At 42.0% G+C, this 17,536-nt stretch carries 16 protein-coding genes and 1 pseudogene; 9 read left to right on the top strand and 8 right to left on the bottom strand.

Annotated elements, in window-relative coordinates; translation table 11 throughout:
- Window positions 1-67 precede the first annotated feature (67 nt).
- Both BIV59_RS08245 and BIV59_RS08240 read right to left on the bottom strand, forming a co-directional pair.
- Entirely contained in the window at window positions 68-976 is a 909-nt protein-coding gene (locus tag BIV59_RS08245) for a phosphotransferase (RefSeq protein WP_071350998.1), read from the bottom strand.
- 93 nt (window positions 977-1,069) lie between these two features.
- Window positions 1,070-2,473 carry a DEAD/DEAH box helicase gene (locus BIV59_RS08240; protein ID WP_071350997.1) on the bottom strand — a complete coding sequence of 468 codons (1,404 nt, stop codon included), beginning with the start codon at window positions 2,471-2,473 and terminating at the stop codon, window positions 1,070-1,072.
- A gap of 349 nt (window positions 2,474-2,822) precedes the next feature.
- Between BIV59_RS08240 and BIV59_RS08235 the strand changes: the two genes are divergently transcribed.
- Window positions 2,823-4,121 carry an NCS2 family permease gene (locus BIV59_RS08235; protein ID WP_071350996.1) on the top strand — a complete coding sequence of 433 codons (1,299 nt, stop codon included), beginning with the start codon at window positions 2,823-2,825 and terminating at the stop codon, window positions 4,119-4,121.
- Window positions 4,122-4,174: 53 nt separating this feature from the next.
- On the opposite strand, the gene BIV59_RS08230 is transcribed toward BIV59_RS08235, so the two are convergent.
- The 4 genes from BIV59_RS08230 to BIV59_RS08215 form a co-directional block, all read right to left on the bottom strand.
- Window positions 4,175-5,167: a hypothetical protein gene (locus BIV59_RS08230; protein WP_071350995.1), complete on the bottom strand. Its 993-nt coding sequence runs from the start codon at window positions 5,165-5,167 to the stop codon at window positions 4,175-4,177.
- Window positions 5,168-5,188: 21 nt separating this feature from the next.
- Entirely contained in the window at window positions 5,189-5,428 is a 240-nt protein-coding gene (locus BIV59_RS08225) for a hypothetical protein (RefSeq protein ID WP_071350994.1), read from the bottom strand.
- A gap of 665 nt (window positions 5,429-6,093) precedes the next feature.
- Window positions 6,094-6,669 (bottom strand): hypothetical protein, encoded by a 576-nt coding sequence (locus BIV59_RS08220; RefSeq protein WP_071350993.1) that lies wholly within the window; start codon window positions 6,667-6,669, stop codon window positions 6,094-6,096.
- Between the two features lie 8 nt (window positions 6,670-6,677).
- Window positions 6,678-7,871, bottom strand: a complete 1,194-nt coding sequence (locus tag BIV59_RS08215) for a ParM/StbA family protein (protein WP_071350992.1) — start codon at window positions 7,869-7,871, stop codon at window positions 6,678-6,680.
- 533 nt (window positions 7,872-8,404) lie between these two features.
- Between BIV59_RS08215 and BIV59_RS08210 the strand changes: the two genes are divergently transcribed.
- The 3 genes from BIV59_RS08210 (at window position 8,405) to BIV59_RS08200 (ending at window position 10,452) form a co-directional block, all read left to right on the top strand.
- Window positions 8,405-9,952, top strand: coding sequence for an FAD-dependent oxidoreductase (locus BIV59_RS08210; RefSeq protein WP_071350991.1), 1,548 nt, complete (start codon window positions 8,405-8,407; stop codon window positions 9,950-9,952).
- A 107-nt stretch (window positions 9,953-10,059) separates the two neighbouring features.
- Entirely contained in the window at window positions 10,060-10,251 is a 192-nt protein-coding gene (locus BIV59_RS08205) for a hypothetical protein (RefSeq protein WP_071350990.1), read from the top strand.
- The gene (locus tag BIV59_RS08200; protein WP_071350989.1) at window positions 10,252-10,452 is read left to right on the top strand and encodes a YwbE family protein; all 201 of its coding nucleotides are present in this window, start codon (window positions 10,252-10,254) and stop codon (window positions 10,450-10,452) included.
- Between the two features lie 39 nt (window positions 10,453-10,491).
- On the opposite strand, the gene rluF is transcribed toward BIV59_RS08200, so the two are convergent.
- The gene (rluF, locus tag BIV59_RS08195) at window positions 10,492-11,178 is read right to left on the bottom strand and encodes a 23S rRNA pseudouridine(2604) synthase RluF (protein WP_071350988.1); all 687 of its coding nucleotides are present in this window, start codon (window positions 11,176-11,178) and stop codon (window positions 10,492-10,494) included.
- A gap of 131 nt (window positions 11,179-11,309) precedes the next feature.
- On the opposite strand from rluF, the gene BIV59_RS08190 reads away from it, so the two are divergent.
- Complete coding sequence (locus BIV59_RS08190) at window positions 11,310-11,939, top strand: SIMPL domain-containing protein (protein ID WP_071350987.1); 630 nt, start codon at window positions 11,310-11,312, stop codon at window positions 11,937-11,939.
- A 53-nt stretch (window positions 11,940-11,992) separates the two neighbouring features.
- Here the strand turns inward: BIV59_RS08190 and BIV59_RS08185 are convergent, their stop codons facing one another.
- Window positions 11,993-13,252, bottom strand: a complete 1,260-nt coding sequence (locus BIV59_RS08185; protein WP_071350986.1) for a M14 family metallopeptidase — start codon at window positions 13,250-13,252, stop codon at window positions 11,993-11,995.
- A 1,102-nt stretch (window positions 13,253-14,354) separates the two neighbouring features.
- Here BIV59_RS08185 and BIV59_RS24380 point away from each other — a divergent pair.
- From BIV59_RS24380 to BIV59_RS08165, 4 genes and pseudogenes are all read left to right on the top strand, one after another.
- Window positions 14,355-14,882 (top strand): annotated as a pseudogene (locus tag BIV59_RS24380) (methyl-accepting chemotaxis protein); the annotation flags it as partial.
- A 186-nt stretch (window positions 14,883-15,068) separates the two neighbouring features.
- Window positions 15,069-15,848, top strand: a complete 780-nt coding sequence (locus BIV59_RS08175; protein WP_071350984.1) for a transporter substrate-binding domain-containing protein — start codon at window positions 15,069-15,071, stop codon at window positions 15,846-15,848.
- Between the two features lie 33 nt (window positions 15,849-15,881).
- On the top strand, window positions 15,882-16,547 hold the full coding sequence (locus tag BIV59_RS08170; RefSeq protein ID WP_071350983.1) for an amino acid ABC transporter permease: 666 nt from the start codon (window positions 15,882-15,884) through the stop codon (window positions 16,545-16,547).
- Between the two features lie 12 nt (window positions 16,548-16,559).
- Complete coding sequence (locus BIV59_RS08165; RefSeq protein ID WP_071350982.1) at window positions 16,560-17,303, top strand: amino acid ABC transporter ATP-binding protein; 744 nt, start codon at window positions 16,560-16,562, stop codon at window positions 17,301-17,303.
- The last annotated feature ends 233 nt before the right edge of the window (window positions 17,304-17,536 follow it).

Below are 17,536 nucleotides of genomic sequence, written 5' to 3'. Positions count from 1 at the left end.
TTGTTTCATAGCAGATCAGTTCCCGAAAACAGCCAATAAAAAAACCCGGCATCCGCCGAGTTATGTTTCAATCAAGCATTGACAGCTTCAGTCCTTTTCTGGCCAGTGCAATCAGAGTATCATCTTCTTGATCATGGCCGTAAAGGAACAGGTTAGTCAGCGTATATACTGACTTGAAGCGTGCTAATATTTCTGTTTCCCTATCTATTTCTCCATAAATCGAGAAAAACTCCTTGCGTGCATCTGGAGGAAAATAACTATAAATAAAGGAAATGTCCACTGCCGCATTTCCTAAATGAACATCTCCCCAATCTATGATTCCAAAAAGCATGCCCTTTTCATCTAAAATGACATTGCGGACATGGATGTCTCCATGAACTAATTGATTTTCACAATTATTATTTACTGTTTCGGCATGATACAGGTACTCACCTGCTATTTTCGCATCATCTGTGTACCCGGCATCAAAGAGTTGTTTGATATTGGAGGCGAGCTTTTGCTTTCGCACCTGCATATTAATCCGCCCCATAGAATCAGGCAAAACTCCCAGGGCACGGGCCTTTTCTTCAGGAAAATCATGAAGGGCTCTCAGAAAATAAGCCAATTTCCTAGCTGAAACTGCCCGTGCCTGGTGTGATTCATTTACAGGCAGCATCCCCTTTACAAGACGGTAGCCTGTAAAGGGAAAAGGAAAACTTTTTTCAGGCTTTCCCAAAAAAACGGGCTCGGGAATTTTTAGCGGCAGCACTGGAACAAGAGCAGGGAGCAGCTTACTTTCTGTGCTTAACAGCGGCACAGCGATATCACGTCGCGGAAACCTGAATACATATTCGCCATTTACTCCAAAAACAGTATTATCGAATCCTTTGCCCAGTATTGTAACATTCGCTGGACAAAGCTCAGGAAACTGATGATGAATAATGCTTCTTGCGGTGTCAGCACTAATGGGATATTCGGCTTGCCATGGCTTATTCATAGGCATGCTCTCCATTCATGTTTTTTTCAAAGCGGCTCTGTTAATCTTTTTTGGTGATTTCTCCAGACGCCCCGTTTAACAGGCTAAAAAAACCTATCTGCCTCTGCGGCCGTTGCCGCTTCTATCCGATCGTCCGCTTTCCCTGCCGCGGCGGCCTTCAGGACGGGCACTTGAGGTTTCCGGCCTTTTCCTCCGGTCTTCACTGCCATTTCGCTTATCGGCCCTGCGCTGGCCGCTGCGGGATTCTGAACGGGAACTATCGCTATCAGTGCGGCGGCCCCGGCTTCTCTGGCTTCCGCTGCTTTCACGGGAGAATTCTTTCCTTCCTCTTTCCCCTGAACCCTGTCTAGCCTTTTTTTGCACCTCATCCGGCTGATTCATATGAATACCTTCTATTTTCCTTCTCGGAATTTTCATGGAAATGCCTTTTTCAATGTCACCCAGAAGCTGAAGGTCTTTGGTAGCGATAAAAGTTACAGCCAATCCATTCTCACCAGCTCTCCCAGTCCGGCCGATTCTGTGGATATAGCTTTCAGCATCCTCAGGGATATCATAATTAAAAACATGTGTAATTCCTTCAACATCCAATCCGCGTGCTGCAACATCTGTCGCTACCAGATATTGAATGGAAGCATTGCGGAAATTCTTCATGACACGCTCTCTTTTCGCCTGGGAAAGGTCACCATGAAGCTCCTCGGATTTATAGCCTGCCCCCTTTAAAGCTTCATTCAGCTTGGATACTCTCCTTATGGTCCTGCAGAAAATAATAGCCAAAAATGGCTGTTCTTCATTCATCACTGTAATAAGTGTATCTTGTTTGGCACGATCCGTTGTTTCAATTGCCAGCTGCCTGATCTTTTCTACCGTTATCTGCTGAGATTTCACTGCCACCGTAATCGGCTGGACCATGAATCTTCTTGCCAATGACTTTACTTGATCCGGCATTGTTGCAGAAAACAGCAGCGTTTGCCTGTCAGATGGAAGCTGTTCTATAATTTCTTCCACTTCCGGCAAAAATCCGATATGAAGCATTTGATCTGCTTCATCCAGGACCAGTTTTTCTACATGAGACAAGTCAATCGTACCCCTCCTGGCATGGTCCAAAAGCCTGCCTGGTGTGGCAACCACAACAGATATATTGCGCTGAAGCTTTTTCATCTGCCTCTCAACATCCTGGCCCCCGTAAACAGCTAAGACCTCAAAGCCATCAATATGCTCTGCAAAGTTATTCAGTTCTTGTGTAATCTGCAGGGCAAGCTCCCTGGTAGGAGTGACAATCAATGCTTCAATGGACGTAGACTCTATATTCCATTTTTCCAATATCGGAAGCAAAAAAGCAAAGGTCTTTCCCGTTCCAGTCTGTGCTTTGGCAATAACATCTTTTCCTGACAGTATTTCAGGAATTGCCTGTTCCTGAATGGGTGTGGGTTCCATGATGCCCCGTTCCTTCAATATATTTTCAAATGCCGGGCTGATTCCAAGCTGATTAAATTTCATATCATACCTGCCTATTCTAATAATGATTTTTGTCTAGTATAACATTCCCATTATAAGCTTGCTTTTGAAACTTTCCTTGTTTGTCCAATGTTTCGAAAACAGCACTTCACCCTTTAAAATATCCCTTTTAACGCGGTTTTTTCCGGGAATAAAATTTATTTTTCTATTGAAGCGTTTACACGCCGATAATCGGTGTCACTTAACCTTTACATGATTGTGCTTTTCACTGTAATTGATTATAATTTATAGGATTTTTCCTTTTGAGCAAACTAACAATATTCAAGCTTGAGAGTAACGTTTTCCTCTTTGTTATATGCAAGGAGGTTTCTATTTTAAAAGGAGTGGCAGCATGTTCAAACTTCAAGAAAGAAAAACAACGGTTAAGACTGAAGTTTTAGCCGGGATTACGACATTTCTGACTCTGGCCTATGTGGTTGTCGTCAACCCAATGATCCTATCTGACGCCGGCGTGCCTTTTAACCAGGCCTTTTCAGCAACAATCATCGCTACCTTAATCGGTACATTGAGCATGGCCTTCTTTGCAAATTACCCTATTATTATCGCGCCTGCGATGGGATTGAATGCATACTTCGCCTACTCTGTTCTTGGAACGCACCATATTCAATATACCATTGCGTTTTCTGCCGTATTTGTGACAGGCATCATTTTCTTAGTTTTATCGCTGACCTCTTTCCGGTCAAAGCTCATTGCAGCGATTCCCAATAACTTAAAGCATGCAATCAGTGCCGGAATCGGCTTATTCATCACCTTCATCGGTCTCCGTTTATCCGGAATCGTAGCTGATCACCCGACTAATTTAGTGACGCTTGGAAATTTCAGCGACCCTAAGGTAGCTCTTACACTGATCGGTTTAGTGATTTCCATTATCCTGATGACGTTAAATGTACAGGGGGCTTTGTTTATCGGGATGATTATTACCGGGGCAATTGCTTACTTTACAGGACAGCTGCATTTCACTAAAGGTATTATTGCTTTGCCCCATTTGCCAGAAGGCATTGTCGTTTATAATCCTATCACTTCTGTTAATGATGTCATTCATTATGGGCTGTATGGAGTCGTCTTTTCCTTCCTGCTCGTCATGCTCTTCGATACCACTGGCGCTTTGCTTGGCATTGTGCGGCAGGCGGGATTACTTAAAAATGAAAAATTAGAGAAGGCAGGAAGCGCCTTTTTTGCTGATTCAATTGGTACAGCCATTGGCGCCATGTTTGGCACAAGCCCGACAGCTGCCACTGTTGAATCCTCTGCGGGTGTCGCGGCAGGAGGCAAAACAGGGCTGACAGGTATTACAGTTGCCGTATTATTTTTGATTACCGCTTTTTTCAGTCCTTTGGTCGGCGCGCTTTCAGGTGTCGCGGCCATTACCGCGCCCAGCCTGATCATTGTCGGCAGTTTTATGATAAAAAACATTTCAGAAATTAACTGGCATGATTTCGATGAGGCATTTCCAGCCTTCCTTGTTATTGTCAGCATGCCTTTAACATCAAGCATTGCCAACGGAATTGCACTTGGATTCATTTCATACCCGATTATGAAGCTAGCCAAAAGGAAGTATCGCGAGGTCCATCCGCTGGTTTACATTTTTGCCATTTTATTTTTATACCAGCTGATATTCATCGCGAGGTAACTGAATATTGACAGGCAAAAAAACCGTTCGCTGTAAATTGCGAACGGTTTTTTTCAGCCTGCATTTTGTTCCTGCAGGCTCTCTTGATCGGATTGGCCATGCTTTAAAGTCAGGATAAGCGGTGTAATGGCACCGATAAGTGCAACGGGAATAATCTCCCACAGAACTGCCGGCGGCGTTATCAGCACTCCTGACTTGCAGATAGCGTAAAGTGCGGCGAAGTATAAAACACTTCCTGCCAACCCTGCTGCCCAAGGAATTTTTTTTATGAGCAAATAGCATAATGGAATGAATAATAGGGTAATAGGCACATATGACGTTGGATAGCCGACTTCAAAAAAGATCAGCTTGCCGATAAATCTTAAACCTATATACAAGGCAGCTGCTGCGAGCGGAATCCGGGAATTCCGGAAATATCGGATCACAAAAACAGTGAATAAAGATACTACAGCCGTTGAATAGAGCGGATACAGCCACGGTGCAATTCCGCCGAAGATCTGCGATGCCGGATCAGACAGCAAATCCAGGATCTCCTGTGAAGCAATGGATTTCCCATGGATATATTGATCATAAGAAATAGAGCCGTTTTCCTGCTGCATGTTCGGGAAAACAAGGCATTCAAGCAGGAACATAGCAAACCATGTATGGTAGGATTTCCATCCAGGCTTAGTGCCTTTAGTATATAGGTGATAGCCGCGCCACACGCCAGCAATCATGATTGCAGTGGCTATATAATAAACAAAATGCGTTGGACTCCATGTTGTAAGATCAATTCCATAAGCAATGTGATAGCTGAAGTCCAGAGGGATTCCTATCAGGAATAAAACATAGCCTATTGTAGCAATATTTCTTGATAAGCCATCCATATATTTTAGCTTTCTCCACTCCTGAAAAAGCAAAAAAGCGCCAATCGCAAAACCAGTAAAATTAACAATATGAGGGATAGAGTATTTCTCAAATAAATACTTAAAGTGATAAGAAGCATCCCAGGCTGACCCCGCAAATTTCAGAAAAAAAGCGATAACCCATAATCGGTAGAATTTCAAAATTCCAGCCTCCTATTCTTTCTAGCCTAACAAATCAAAAGCACTTCCAAAAATTAAAACCAGCACATAGTTAACCAGCAGCGAAATCCCGAAGATAATAGTCAATTTCCGCCCAGTTCTTTGTTTGAACAGCTTATAAATAAAAATGAATCCAGTTATCACCATAAAGATGTTGCAAACGAGCAAAAGCCATAGCTGAAAATCATTTTCCACATGGGCATCTGCAGTAACATGCGCTAATACCAGCGGCAAGAATCTCATTTTACTACCCTCCAAGCATATCGTTCCATGTAGTACCCATTTGCCTGCACGAGTGCATGCAAATATTAAAAGACCGGCAAACAGGAAAAATTCCAGCATGAAAGCTTCCCCAATTATATCATCGATATGGACCCAATTGGGGATTAATAGAGTTTATTTTACTAGAAAGATGTTAATATCATCCACATTCCAAAGATATCACTTCATTAATAGCTTATTAAATCATTCAAATAACCTGCCATTAGGCGGCCTTCTGCATAGAAAAATCAGCTTTTTATGAAAGGCTGTTTTCGTAAACTTTGCTGCTGCCTGAACAAGGGGTTGATTTCCGCTTCAGGATGCCCGCTTTCCGCGGGGCGGGCGGTGAGCCTCTAAAGAAAAGCTTGCGGGATCTCACCTTCCCGCTAATCCCACACTGTCGCACCTTACACTCCAATCAGACTGGTTTAACAACAGGATCGCTTCACAGAACAATTAAAAAACAACAATCTTTAAGAAAAGAGCCTTATGAAAAAACCAGGATGTATTTGTAAACTTTGCTTCGATGAAACAAGGCAGCTTGATTAAAAGCGGGGCAGTCTCTAAAAAATTTATTAAAAAACAAACTATAATAATAAATGAGCAATAACAAAAGCGCCTGCACTGAACAGACGCTTTAAGTAATGTTATTTATTCATTTGAGCCAGAAAGTCGCCTAATAGATCATCAAGACTTTCTTCCTGTTCTTCTTCTAACTTGCCAGAAGAATCCTGATTAAGAGAGGACCAATCAAAATCGTCCAGGTCCTGATCATTATTGTTTTTTTGCGGTTTCTGCGCAACCGTCTCTTTCTCTGCCTCAGAAGGAGAAACAGATGGAAAATGGTCTTGCAAATAAAGAGCTTCATCAATCTCCAGAGCACTGCTGTTCAAAGATGCAAGCAAAGATGTTGCCCTCAGCGGATCTGACAGCAGCTGAAAAAGGATGCTTCCAAGCATTGCTTCAGAATGGGCATGCTTCAGCCAATCACGCTGAGATTTATTCAGTTTCTGCGGGAGCGGGATGGAGATCATCTCTCTGTCCTGCACAGACTCATTTCCCACTCCATCCAAAACATACTCAGCCACTTTACTGGAAAAATTTCTTTTCTCTTTTTCCTTTAGCTTCTGAAGCTGCCTTAATATATGATCAGGCACATCAGAGGGGATGCGGAATGTGATGGCTTGTCCCCTTTGAATTTCTGAAGAATTTGGTTTTTTCATTTTATCACCTATTTAGCAGATCCAGCTTTTTGTTCTTCCTTTTTGGTATCTGCTTTTGCAGCTCTTGAATTTCTCTTGGAGAATTCTGAGATCAGCTTATAATAAGCATTTGCCATCATCCAGATGCTCTCTTTTTCATCTTCAAAGAAGTCAATGTTATAGCCATCTAGGTTGTTATTCAATGTCTTTAGATAATCTTTAAGTACAATTGCTCCTCCACCAACGAAGTAGCAGATTTCCGTCTGGGAATTCTTCTGCCAGACATTACGCAAATGGCGGTACTGTTTTTTTGCAAGCTCGCCGAGTATGCGGTCAGTAATATCATGTACACTTGTTCTGCTTCCCCGCACCATAATATGGTTTCTATCATTCTTCTTTGTAATGATTTCAACCACGTCTCTTCTGCTATCCAATTCAACTCCATGCTTGGAGCGGATTTCTTCTCTGATAGCCTCGAGCGCTTCTGCCACACCAAGATTAAATCCCTGGGCCTTATCGTCATCCACTTTGCGGTTCTTGATTACAGCAATGTCTGTAGATAATCCGCCAATATCCTGAATAAGAATTCTTTTGTCTATTAAATCTCTGTTTATGATATTTGAATCATTGTCCATAACCAGATTTATGAACGCTGCAAATCCCTCTGGATAAATTTTGACTTCATCAAATCGGATATTTACCTTTTTTCCCTGATACTTAGGAGTTACAAGGAATTCAACCTGATGGACAGACCCAAGAAGACGGGAACGGTAGCCGACATCCTTTCCTTCTTTTACTTCACGAAGGGGCAATCCTGTTCCTAATGTATAATTTGCTTCAACAACTGAATTATTTGATTTAAAAACTTGATTATTCTCTTCCTTCACTGCATCCAGTGCAAGTGCTGCAAAAAGCATGATTAATGTCTGGTCTTCTTCGGACTTGCTGCTTCCTGGATCTAACTCGGATGGATTGTCAGCTTTCGTAGCCAGATTACCCACACGATAGATGGCATTGTTATCCTGAAGGGCAGGGGAGTGGACCCTAATATGAATACCTTCAATAGGATCATTGTCATCCAAATCTTCAATACCGATTACCGGGCGGTCTTCTATATCTCTTGCGATGACATTTGGTATGTAAAGCTCAGAATCCATTTTGCCAAACAAAGCTTTAATTGCATCATTTCCTACATCAACTGCTGCGATTCTTGAGTTACTCATCAAACCATTCCTTCCCTTATAAAAAATGATAAAACTCTTAACATGCTCTATTCACTTTTTATCGGCCTTATACGGCCATCTTTTTTTATGAGCTTTTTCCACTTACAGAAAAACTCTTACACTAAGAATAAAAAAAATCCCACGTTTGGTCAATACTTCTTTAGTTGCATACTTTTATGTATACATGTAAACAATTTCGTGTACAAAGTATCTAAAAGTGTATACATCCCGTCATATCAACATGTATACACATTTGTACACATGTAAACAAAAATCGTATACAACACACACAAAAATGTTTACAAGTATACATTTTTGTAAACATATAAAATTTAGGAGTTTGCCGACTGTCCTCCCCCTCTCTTTCTCCCCCTGCAAAATACAAGAAAGAAAGACCAATATTCAAAAAAACTGCTAATGGATATCACTTAATGAATGTGTACATTTAACTCTGTAAAAGCCGTGTATAAATTTTGAATATGGGTATGGTAATAAATGGACTTAAACTGATTAAAATACAGGAGGGGTTATTTATGGCTGACAAGCCGCAAAGCCTGCCGAAGTATCCGGAATCTTACTGGAGAGATCACATTGCCATTCCGTCTTTTTCAAAATTAGAAGAAGATATAGAAACAGAAGTAGCGATTGTAGGAGGAGGAATAACAGGCATAACAGCTGCTTATCTTCTAACCAAGGCGGGAGTTCCGACAGTGCTTATAGAATCAGGGGAACTGCTGAACGGCACCACAGGCCATACAACTGCCAAAGTGACTGCACAGCATGGATTGATTTATGATCGCCTGATAAAGGAGCATGGCCGGGAAAGCGCAAAATTATATTATGAAGCAAACCATGAAGCAATGAATTTTATTAAAAATCTATCAGAAGAGTTACATATTGATTGTGACTTAACCAATGAGGATGCTTATGTATACGCACAAACAAAGGAATATGCAGACCGTATTATTGATGAATTAAAAGCATATAAATCTCTGGATATTCCCGGAGAGTTTGTTGAAACGCTTCCTTTCTCCATTCCATGCACGGGTGCAGTTGTGATGAAAAACCAGGCACAATTTCATCCGGTAAAATACCTTGCCGGATTGATTCCATCCATCGAGCAGTCAGGGGGAAGAATTTTTGAGCATACAGCAGCCATGAAAGTAGAGGATGGCGACAATCCCGTCATCATTACCGATAACAAGAAAAAAATACGCTGCAGTTATCTGATTACAGCTTCACACTTCCCTTTTAATGATGAAATGGGTCTATACTTTGCCAGAATGCATGCAGAAAGATCGTACGTGCTTGGGGTAAAAATGGATGAGGAGTACCCTGGAGGGATGTATGTTAGTGCAGACAGCCCCACGCGTTCGCTGCGATACACTATGATGGACGGAGAAAAGCTGATTTTGGCCGGCGGGGAAAGTCATAAAACAGGACAGGGCATATCAACACACCAGCATTACGAAGAACTGGAGAAGTTCAGCAAAAACCACTTAGGTGTAAAGGAAATTCCATACCGATGGTCGGCCCAGGACTTAATCACTCCTGACCATCTCCCTTATATTGGCCCGATAACCGTAAACCATCATAATATATTGGTGGCTACAGGCTATGCCAAGTGGGGAATGACCAATGGAACTGCAGCAGCAAGGATTCTTACTGATCATATTTTAAAAAGAGAAAATCGATATGCAGACTTATTTCATCCCAGCCGTGTTAAAGGGGTTAAAAATCTCATCAAGGACAATGCAGATGTTGCGAAGCATTTGGTTCAGGGCAAATTTTCCATTGTACACAAAAATCCAGAGGACCTTGCAAATGATGAGGGAGCCATCGTCAAGGTTAATGGACAGAAAGCTGGCTGCTATCGTGATCCAGAAGGAAAGCTTCATATAGTCGACTCCACTTGTACACACATGGGCTGTGAGGTGGAATGGAACAGCGGCGACAGATCCTGGGACTGCCCTTGCCATGGGTCCCGATTCTCGGTTTCAGGGGAAGTCCTTGAAGGTCCTGCTGTAGAACCGCTGAATGTTATAGAAAACCAAAACCAAAATCATCAGGACCTTGACTAATTGTCCTTTCCTTCTTTAAAATGCATGGGTAGTGAAAATAACTCACAGCTGGCAGGCATTATCGATTATACTGTAGTTACCGCATACCTGCTCAGGAGGGATATTATATGAGTGAATCAGAACAATCAGCACCTAAAAAGAAAATAAGCCTGCAAGAGGCAATTAAAAAACAGCTGGAAAGCAAGAAAAATCAGGGAGATTCCGGAAAATCATCTATCAACTCTCCGCAAACAACAAAAAAAATGAAAAGCCAGCAGACAAAAAAGGCAAATAATCAGCGAAGAAGAACAGGTGTTTAAATGAATGGACAAAACCGCAAAGACATTACACCCGGAACAGCAGTGGATATTGTCTTAAAGGCAGATCAGCGAACAGGAAAACTTACCAGCGGCATTGTGAAAGATATATTGACAAATTCCCAATTTCACCCTCACGGAATTAAAGTCCGGCTCACGGATGGACAAGTGGGGAGAGTACAGGAAATTAAAAAGCAGCCTTAAAGTAAAAAGCATTCAGAATGTCATCTGAATGCTTTTTCTTTATAATTTGTTCATCAAATCCTGAAGTTCGCCGGCAGTAAGATTGCGCCAGCTGCCGGATTTAAGTTTATTTAAATGAATATTCATGATCCTGACCCGTTCAAGCTTGTCTACACGGTAATCAAATGCCTGGCACATTCTCCTGATTTGCCGGTTCAGCCCCTGTGTCAGAATGATCTTAAATGTCCTGCTATTAATCCTGTACACCTCACATGGCTTTGTAACTGTATCCAAAATTTCCACACCGCTTGCCATTCCCTTTAAAAAAGAATCAGTGACAGGCTTATTAACAGTGACAATGTATTCCTTGTCATGATTATTTTCAGCCCGTAAAATTTTATTAACGATATCCCCGTCATTTGTCAGCAAAATTAATCCCTGTGAATCTTTATCAAGTCTCCCGATTGGAAAAATCCGCTCTGGGTAGCCGATAAAATCAATGATATTCCCCGGGACATGAAGCTCAGTCGTACTTGTGATCCCCACCGGTTTGTTCAATGCAATGTATACTGGCTTTTTCTTTTCTCCAAGAGGCCTGCCGTCAACCCTAACATCATCATCTGGCCCCGCCTGGCTTCCGAGCTCTGCCAGCTTGCCATTAATGGTTATTCTTTTTGCCTCAACAAGCTTGTCTGCCTCTCTTCTGGAACAATAGCCTGTTTCACTAATAAATTTATTGATTCTCATCTATTCACATTCCTTATATCACTAAAATTACGTTCATTGTAACACATCCGGCACCTAATCTCGAAAAAGCGAATGCTGTTCCAGCTCAAGCCGTATACTTATATACCTCCATAAAAGGAAGTGGAATTTGCATGCCTCAAAAAGAACATAAGCTGATTTCTGTTTCAGGAGAAGGTTCTGTGCCTGCAGTACCTGATCAGGCTGCCATAACACTTGGTGCGGTCACAGAGTCAAAGGATCCGGCAACCGCACAGAAAGAGAACAATAAGTCCATCACAGACATCCTCTCTGCTTTGGCCGCTAAGGGAGTGAAGAAGGAAAACATGAAGACCATTGAGTATAGAGTGGAACCTCTTTATGAATATGCGGAAGGAAAAACGGTTCCTGCCGGCTACAGAGTGACTCACATGATCCGGATCATAACCGATGATATTGAACAGTCAGGAGAGCTGGTAGATACAGCTGTCCAGCATGGGGCAAATGCGGTTGCCAGTGTCAGCTTCACCTTAAAAAACCCGGAAATGTATTATAATAAGGCATTTACCCTTGCATTGCTGCAAACAAGGAGTAAGGCAGAAGCCGCAGCAAAAACATTAAGGGTCTCCCTTAACGAAAAACCTGTGCATGTCCAGGAACTTTCCCAGTCCCCTCAGCCATTTTCCTATCAAAGTGCTGTTTATGCCAAAAGCCCCGGTGCTCCTATCCAGCAGGGAGAACTGCTTATTTCAGCATCAGCCAAAGCGGACTATACGTACCAATAAGGAACAAAAATGCAGTGTAATTGGCTCCATGCCACATACACTGCATCTTTTGATTAACGATTCATAATCCCGCGGTTTACAAGCACTCCGGTCAGGCCTTGACGGAAATCCCTTACTGCTTTTTTGCGCCACTTTTCATCAGCTGGGTAAAACATCTGCAGATACCTGTTCCTGATTATTTTTTCTGTTATCTTGCTCGTTGACCCATGCTGATATAGACGATTTTCATCAATTGTATTTTTTAGAGATTGTATGGAGGCCGGCATATCTTCCCCTAATGTTCCAAACTCGAATGTCGTGGAATACAGCGTTTTATGGGGTGCAATGGATTGTTTCAGTTTATTAAAGTATTCAGTATTATCCCCATTTGTCACATAATAATCTTCAGCATCTGGTGTTAAAACCAATGGATAGTTGAAGGCCTTTTCTGCCTCTTTTTGATTCATCGTTTCATTGCTGGAGCTGAAAATGCTCATTTGGCTGCGCGGGCCATATCCTGTGTGGAGGTCCACATGAACAATATTGCTATACGGTCCCTTAAGAATGCTTTTATACAGCTTTTTTAATAGCTTAGTAGAATCAGTATCGCCGTTCCCTCCAAAATAAACACCATTAGGATTTGTATATTGCCCTGTCAGCAAAGCATCCTGAATTTTTCCTGTACCTGAAAAGACCGCTTCTTTCCCGAGGCCTGCATAAAAACCAATTTCATGCAGGGTACTGTTGCCAAGCCCGCTGTTTTTTTCAAAAAATGCAGCCAGATCACTATAATCCTTATTTTTGTTAAGATTGAATGTCTTCCAGTTATATATAAAGTTGCGGTTAAGATCTACATTATTTTCATTATAGCGCCGGAAATTTTTCATTCCCCACGGATTTACCGAATGCACAATCACGATTCCCGTATTCTCAGGGTTAATCTTTGATAAAAATTCATGCAAAAATACATCGAGCATGGCAGATCCCTGATAACCTTCGATTCCATGCACGCCTGCTGTCAGCACAATCAGGTTCTTCCGTGTTCTATTTGCATCAGCAATCATATAATCCTGTGTTAAGCCTGTTTTTCCTACCTGGATTTTTTTGTGCTGAACACTTTTCCAGGTTTTCTCAAGCATTGATTCATAGTTTAGAAAACGGTTCAGTGACTGATCGTAGGTATTAATATAATACGATAATTCTTTCCCTTCCTCCTTCCCCTGAGGTGCATCTGCTTTAGACAGCTGGAGCAATACCGGGGGAATCACCCATTGTATAAGGATGATACTGAGTAATACAGTAATTAATAATACATATCCACTTTTCTTTTTCATGCGTCTCTCCTGCAAAACATATTTTTCCTTATAATACCTTAATTGCTATGATTGTGTATAATTTACTATATTTATCATAACAGCTATATTAAAATGGTAAATAGTTCAAAAATATAAGTCATACAGGAGCGTTAACATGGAAAATAAAACTGCTATTCGAAGTGAGGAAATAGTAAACAAGATCGTCTTTCGTATATTCCTGGCGGCTGCCGTACTCATGGCGCTAAACGATGTTTTTCAGATTGTACTTTATGGCATGCCAAAGCTTAAGGTCATGAGTGTTCTATATAATCTTCAGTTCATTTTGTTTCTTGTGCCGGCTATGTATTATAAATTAGGGAGGGACGCCAGGAAATTCAAGAGTTTATCACTTATTTCCATGCTCATCTTTGCCTTTATCCTGCATACTGATTCCTGGGTCAACGTCCCATTTGTCTGGCTGATTCCGCTGGGTCTGGCCAGTTTATATGCAGATTATTCCCTTATTAAAAAGACATTAATTATAACGGTTCCCCTCTTGGTTCTGTCTCAATTCACTCATTACTATTTTGCAGACCGGATGATTATCGAATCAAGCATTCACCGCTCCATTTTGACTTCGGTCTATTACGGCGTTCAATTTATATTGGTTGGGATTATTTTTCTGAACAGTACAAAACGGGCAAGAAAAACTCTTGAGAATAGCGAGCAGCTTACAGCGGAAATCCAGGCTGTCCTGGAAACTGTTAAAAGTTCCTCCATTCAGCTTAATCAGAATGTTTCAAGCCTGAATCAGAACATATCAGATTCAACCGGAGCCCTGCAGCAAATAGACGGATCTGTCCAGGGAATCCATACGGAAAGCCAGGACTTCTCCCATATCATTGAAGATACAGAGGAAAAGGTAAATGACATCATCAGCCGTTTAAGGGAAAACTCTGAAAAAGCGATTGAAATCAAAGGTTATACCAATCATGTTTCAAAAATGGCGGAAGAAAATAAGACAGCCCTTGAAAAAACCGCGGCCCATATCGTAGAAGTTAAGCAGGCCTCAACAAAGTCTAAATACGCGGTAACTGCTCTTGATAATAAAATAGGCGATATCACGGAGGCACTGGATTCCATCTCTGCAATTGCCAGACAGACGAACCTGCTGGCCTTGAATGCGGCCATAGAAGCTGCAAGAGCAGGTGAACAGGGTAAAGGCTTCGCAGTTGTTGCCGATGAAGTCCGCAAGCTTGCTGAGCAATCTTCACAGTCTTCTCAGTTCATTCAGCTGCTGCTGAAGGAAATCATGGATGAAAAAGATAAAGTCATAGAATCACTTAATGAAACAGACTCTATAGTCGATTCCAATGTCACAGCCATCACAGCCTCTGTAGATGGATACGATGAATTAGTGGGCCTCCAGAAGGTGATGAATGCCCAGTTGCAGGAAATGGCAGGTTCGATTAATCAGCTATCACAGAATGGAAGTGTTATTTCTCTATCAATGGGTGATCTTCGGGAAAAGCATGCTAAAAACAACGGCAGCATCACAGAAATTGCTTCAGCCATCGAGCAGGTTTCAGCTACCTTCCAGGAAATAGCTGCAAATGTGGAAAATGTGCATGAAAAATCAAGCAATTTACATGAACTTCATAATCTTTAATTCGAAAAACCTGCATGCACGAATGCAGGTTTTTTTTGTACTTCCCCTTCCTTCTCAAGTCTCCATCTTCCCTAACTGACTATCAATTAGTGGAAATTAGTTAACTGGCGGATTACCAAGGAAAAATTAGGGGTATGGGAATAACTAAGCTGAAAATTTATGTAAAAAGGGGGCTAATTATACAGCATGAAAAGAAAAATGACATTTTTTCTTTCTTCCGTTCTCTTGCTGGGTCTTTTGGCAGGCTGTGCTGAGAAAGATCAGTTGCCGGATGGCGCCAAGCTCATCCATAAAGGCGAATTCATATTTGCGGCTTCCGGCGAATTTAAGCCGTTCAGCTATGTAAAGGATGATATGTCTTTAACCGGCTTCGACATTGAAGTGGGAAGGGCCATTGCCAAGGAATTACATCTGAAGCCAGTCGAAAAAAGGATTAAGTTCAAGGGAATCGTAGAAGGAGTTAAAACAGGACGGGCTGATGCCGCGGTAGCCAGCCACACTATTAATCCGCTGCGGAGCAAACATGTTTCATTTTCAACGCCCTATTACTACTCCGGACCTCAGATTTTTGTAAGACCGGACAGCAAAATTAAAACGGTCCAGGATTTAAAAGGAAAAGAAGTGGCTGTTGCAAAGGGTTCTACATATGCTGATACAGCAAAAAGGTACACAAGCAACATAAAAATGTATGACAGTGACATTACTGCTTTGAAAGCATTAAGCGGCGGCAGGCATGATGCCGTAATCACGGATTTCGTAACAGGCAAAACTGCTGCCAAGGAAGGGTTCAAGATTACGGGACGCCAATTGATCGAACGAAGCGAACAGGCTGTCGTCCTTCCGCAGGATAATCCCCAGCTTGTTAAAGATATTAACAAAGCGCTTGAGAACCTCCGCAAAGACGGAACTCTTGCCAGAATCTCAAAGAAATACTTTGGTGAGGATATCACAAAGAAGCCTGAGTAAACCAAAAGTCCAGATAGAAAGGAAGTTGTCCATTTGCCTAGTTTTTCTCATTTTTTCGACACCTTATTTGGCTCGACCAATGTGTTTGTCGATGCCATGCTCCTGACTTTGGAGCTGACAGTCGTATCTGTTTTAATCGGTATTGTGATCGGCCTGTTTTTTGCACTTCTTAAAATTTCAAATATTAAAGTTCTGGAGTATATCTCCAACGCCTATATCTATCTCATCAGGGGAACACCGTTAATCGTGCAGATCTTTATCCTATACTTCGGAATCAGCGGCATTTTCCTGCTTCCTGATTTCTGGGCAGCGGCACTGGCTCTTGCCCTTCATAACGGCGCATACATAGCGGAAATTTTCCGCGGAACGATACAATCCATTGATGAAGGACAAATGGAAGCCGGCCGATCCCTGGGAATGAGCAAGTCGCTTACGCTTCGCAGGATCATCCTGCCTCAAGCTCTGCGCAGGGCATTGCCGCCGCTTGGCAACCAGTTCATTATCGGCTTGAAGGATTCATCACTGGCCGCCTTCATTTCCATGAATGAATTGTTTAACGTTTCTACAACGCTCGGTTCTAATAATTTTGATGAAATGACGTACTTGCTGATCGTTGCCGTTTATTATTTAATTCTGGTTGCGATATTAACGATTGCTGTAAACCTGATTGAAAAGAAACTGGCAGTCAGCGACCGATAGGAGGATGCTTACATGGAACAAAAAGTGATGATAAGAATTAAGAACCTGAACAAGTCCTTCGGTGACTTGCACGTTTTAAAAGATATAGATATGAAGGTCCTTGAAAGTGATGTAGTTTGCCTGATCGGCTCAAGCGGTTCCGGAAAAAGCACCCTGCTCCGCTGCCTGAATTATCTCGAGAAGAAGGACAGCGGCCAAATTATCATTGAAGGCAAAGAAATCAATCCAGGCAAACAGGATATCAATAAACTCAGAGAAAAAATCGGCATGGTATTCCAGCACTTTCAGCTGTTCCCGCATATGACCGTCCTTGAAAATGTAATTGAAGCTCCCATACATGTGAAAAAGGTATCTAAAGACACAGCCATTCAGGAAGCACAGGAGCTGTTAAAAAAGGTCGGCCTTGAAGATAAGGCGGATGTGTATCCAAGCAAGCTTTCAGGCGGACAGAAGCAGCGTGTTGCCATTGCCAGGGCTCTCGCCATGAAGCCTGACATTCTCCTTTTCGATGAACCTACATCCGCGCTTGATCCGGAGCTGGTGGGCGAGGTTCTTGCCACCATGAAGCAGCTTGCTGATGAAGGAATGACAATGGTTGTTGTTACGCACGAAATGGGCTTTGCCCGGGAAGTAGCTGACTGGATTGTCTTTATGCACGAAGGCAAAATTGTAGAAAGCAATAGCGCCTCCCAATTCTTTGATAACCCAAAAGAAGAGCGTACAAAAGAGTTTCTTCAAACTACATCTCTTAAGTAAAGGCTGTTTTCGTAAACTTTGTTGCTATGGAACAAGGGGGATTTCCGCTCCAGGACGCTCGCTTTCCCGCTAATCCCACAGGAGTCTCGCACCTTACACTCCAATCCCCGGTTTAACAACGGAATCGCTTCACGGAACATATTAAAAAACAACAATCATTAAGAAAAGGCTCTTTTCGTAAAGATTGTTGTTTTTAATAAGATAGGATAAAATTACATTTTATGGTATTGTAT

Source organism: Bacillus sp. MUM 13 (genome assembly GCF_001866725.1).
Lineage (GTDB): Bacteria > Bacillota > Bacilli > Bacillales > DSM-1321 > Peribacillus.
This window is presented reverse-complemented; position numbering and strand designations above follow the sequence as displayed.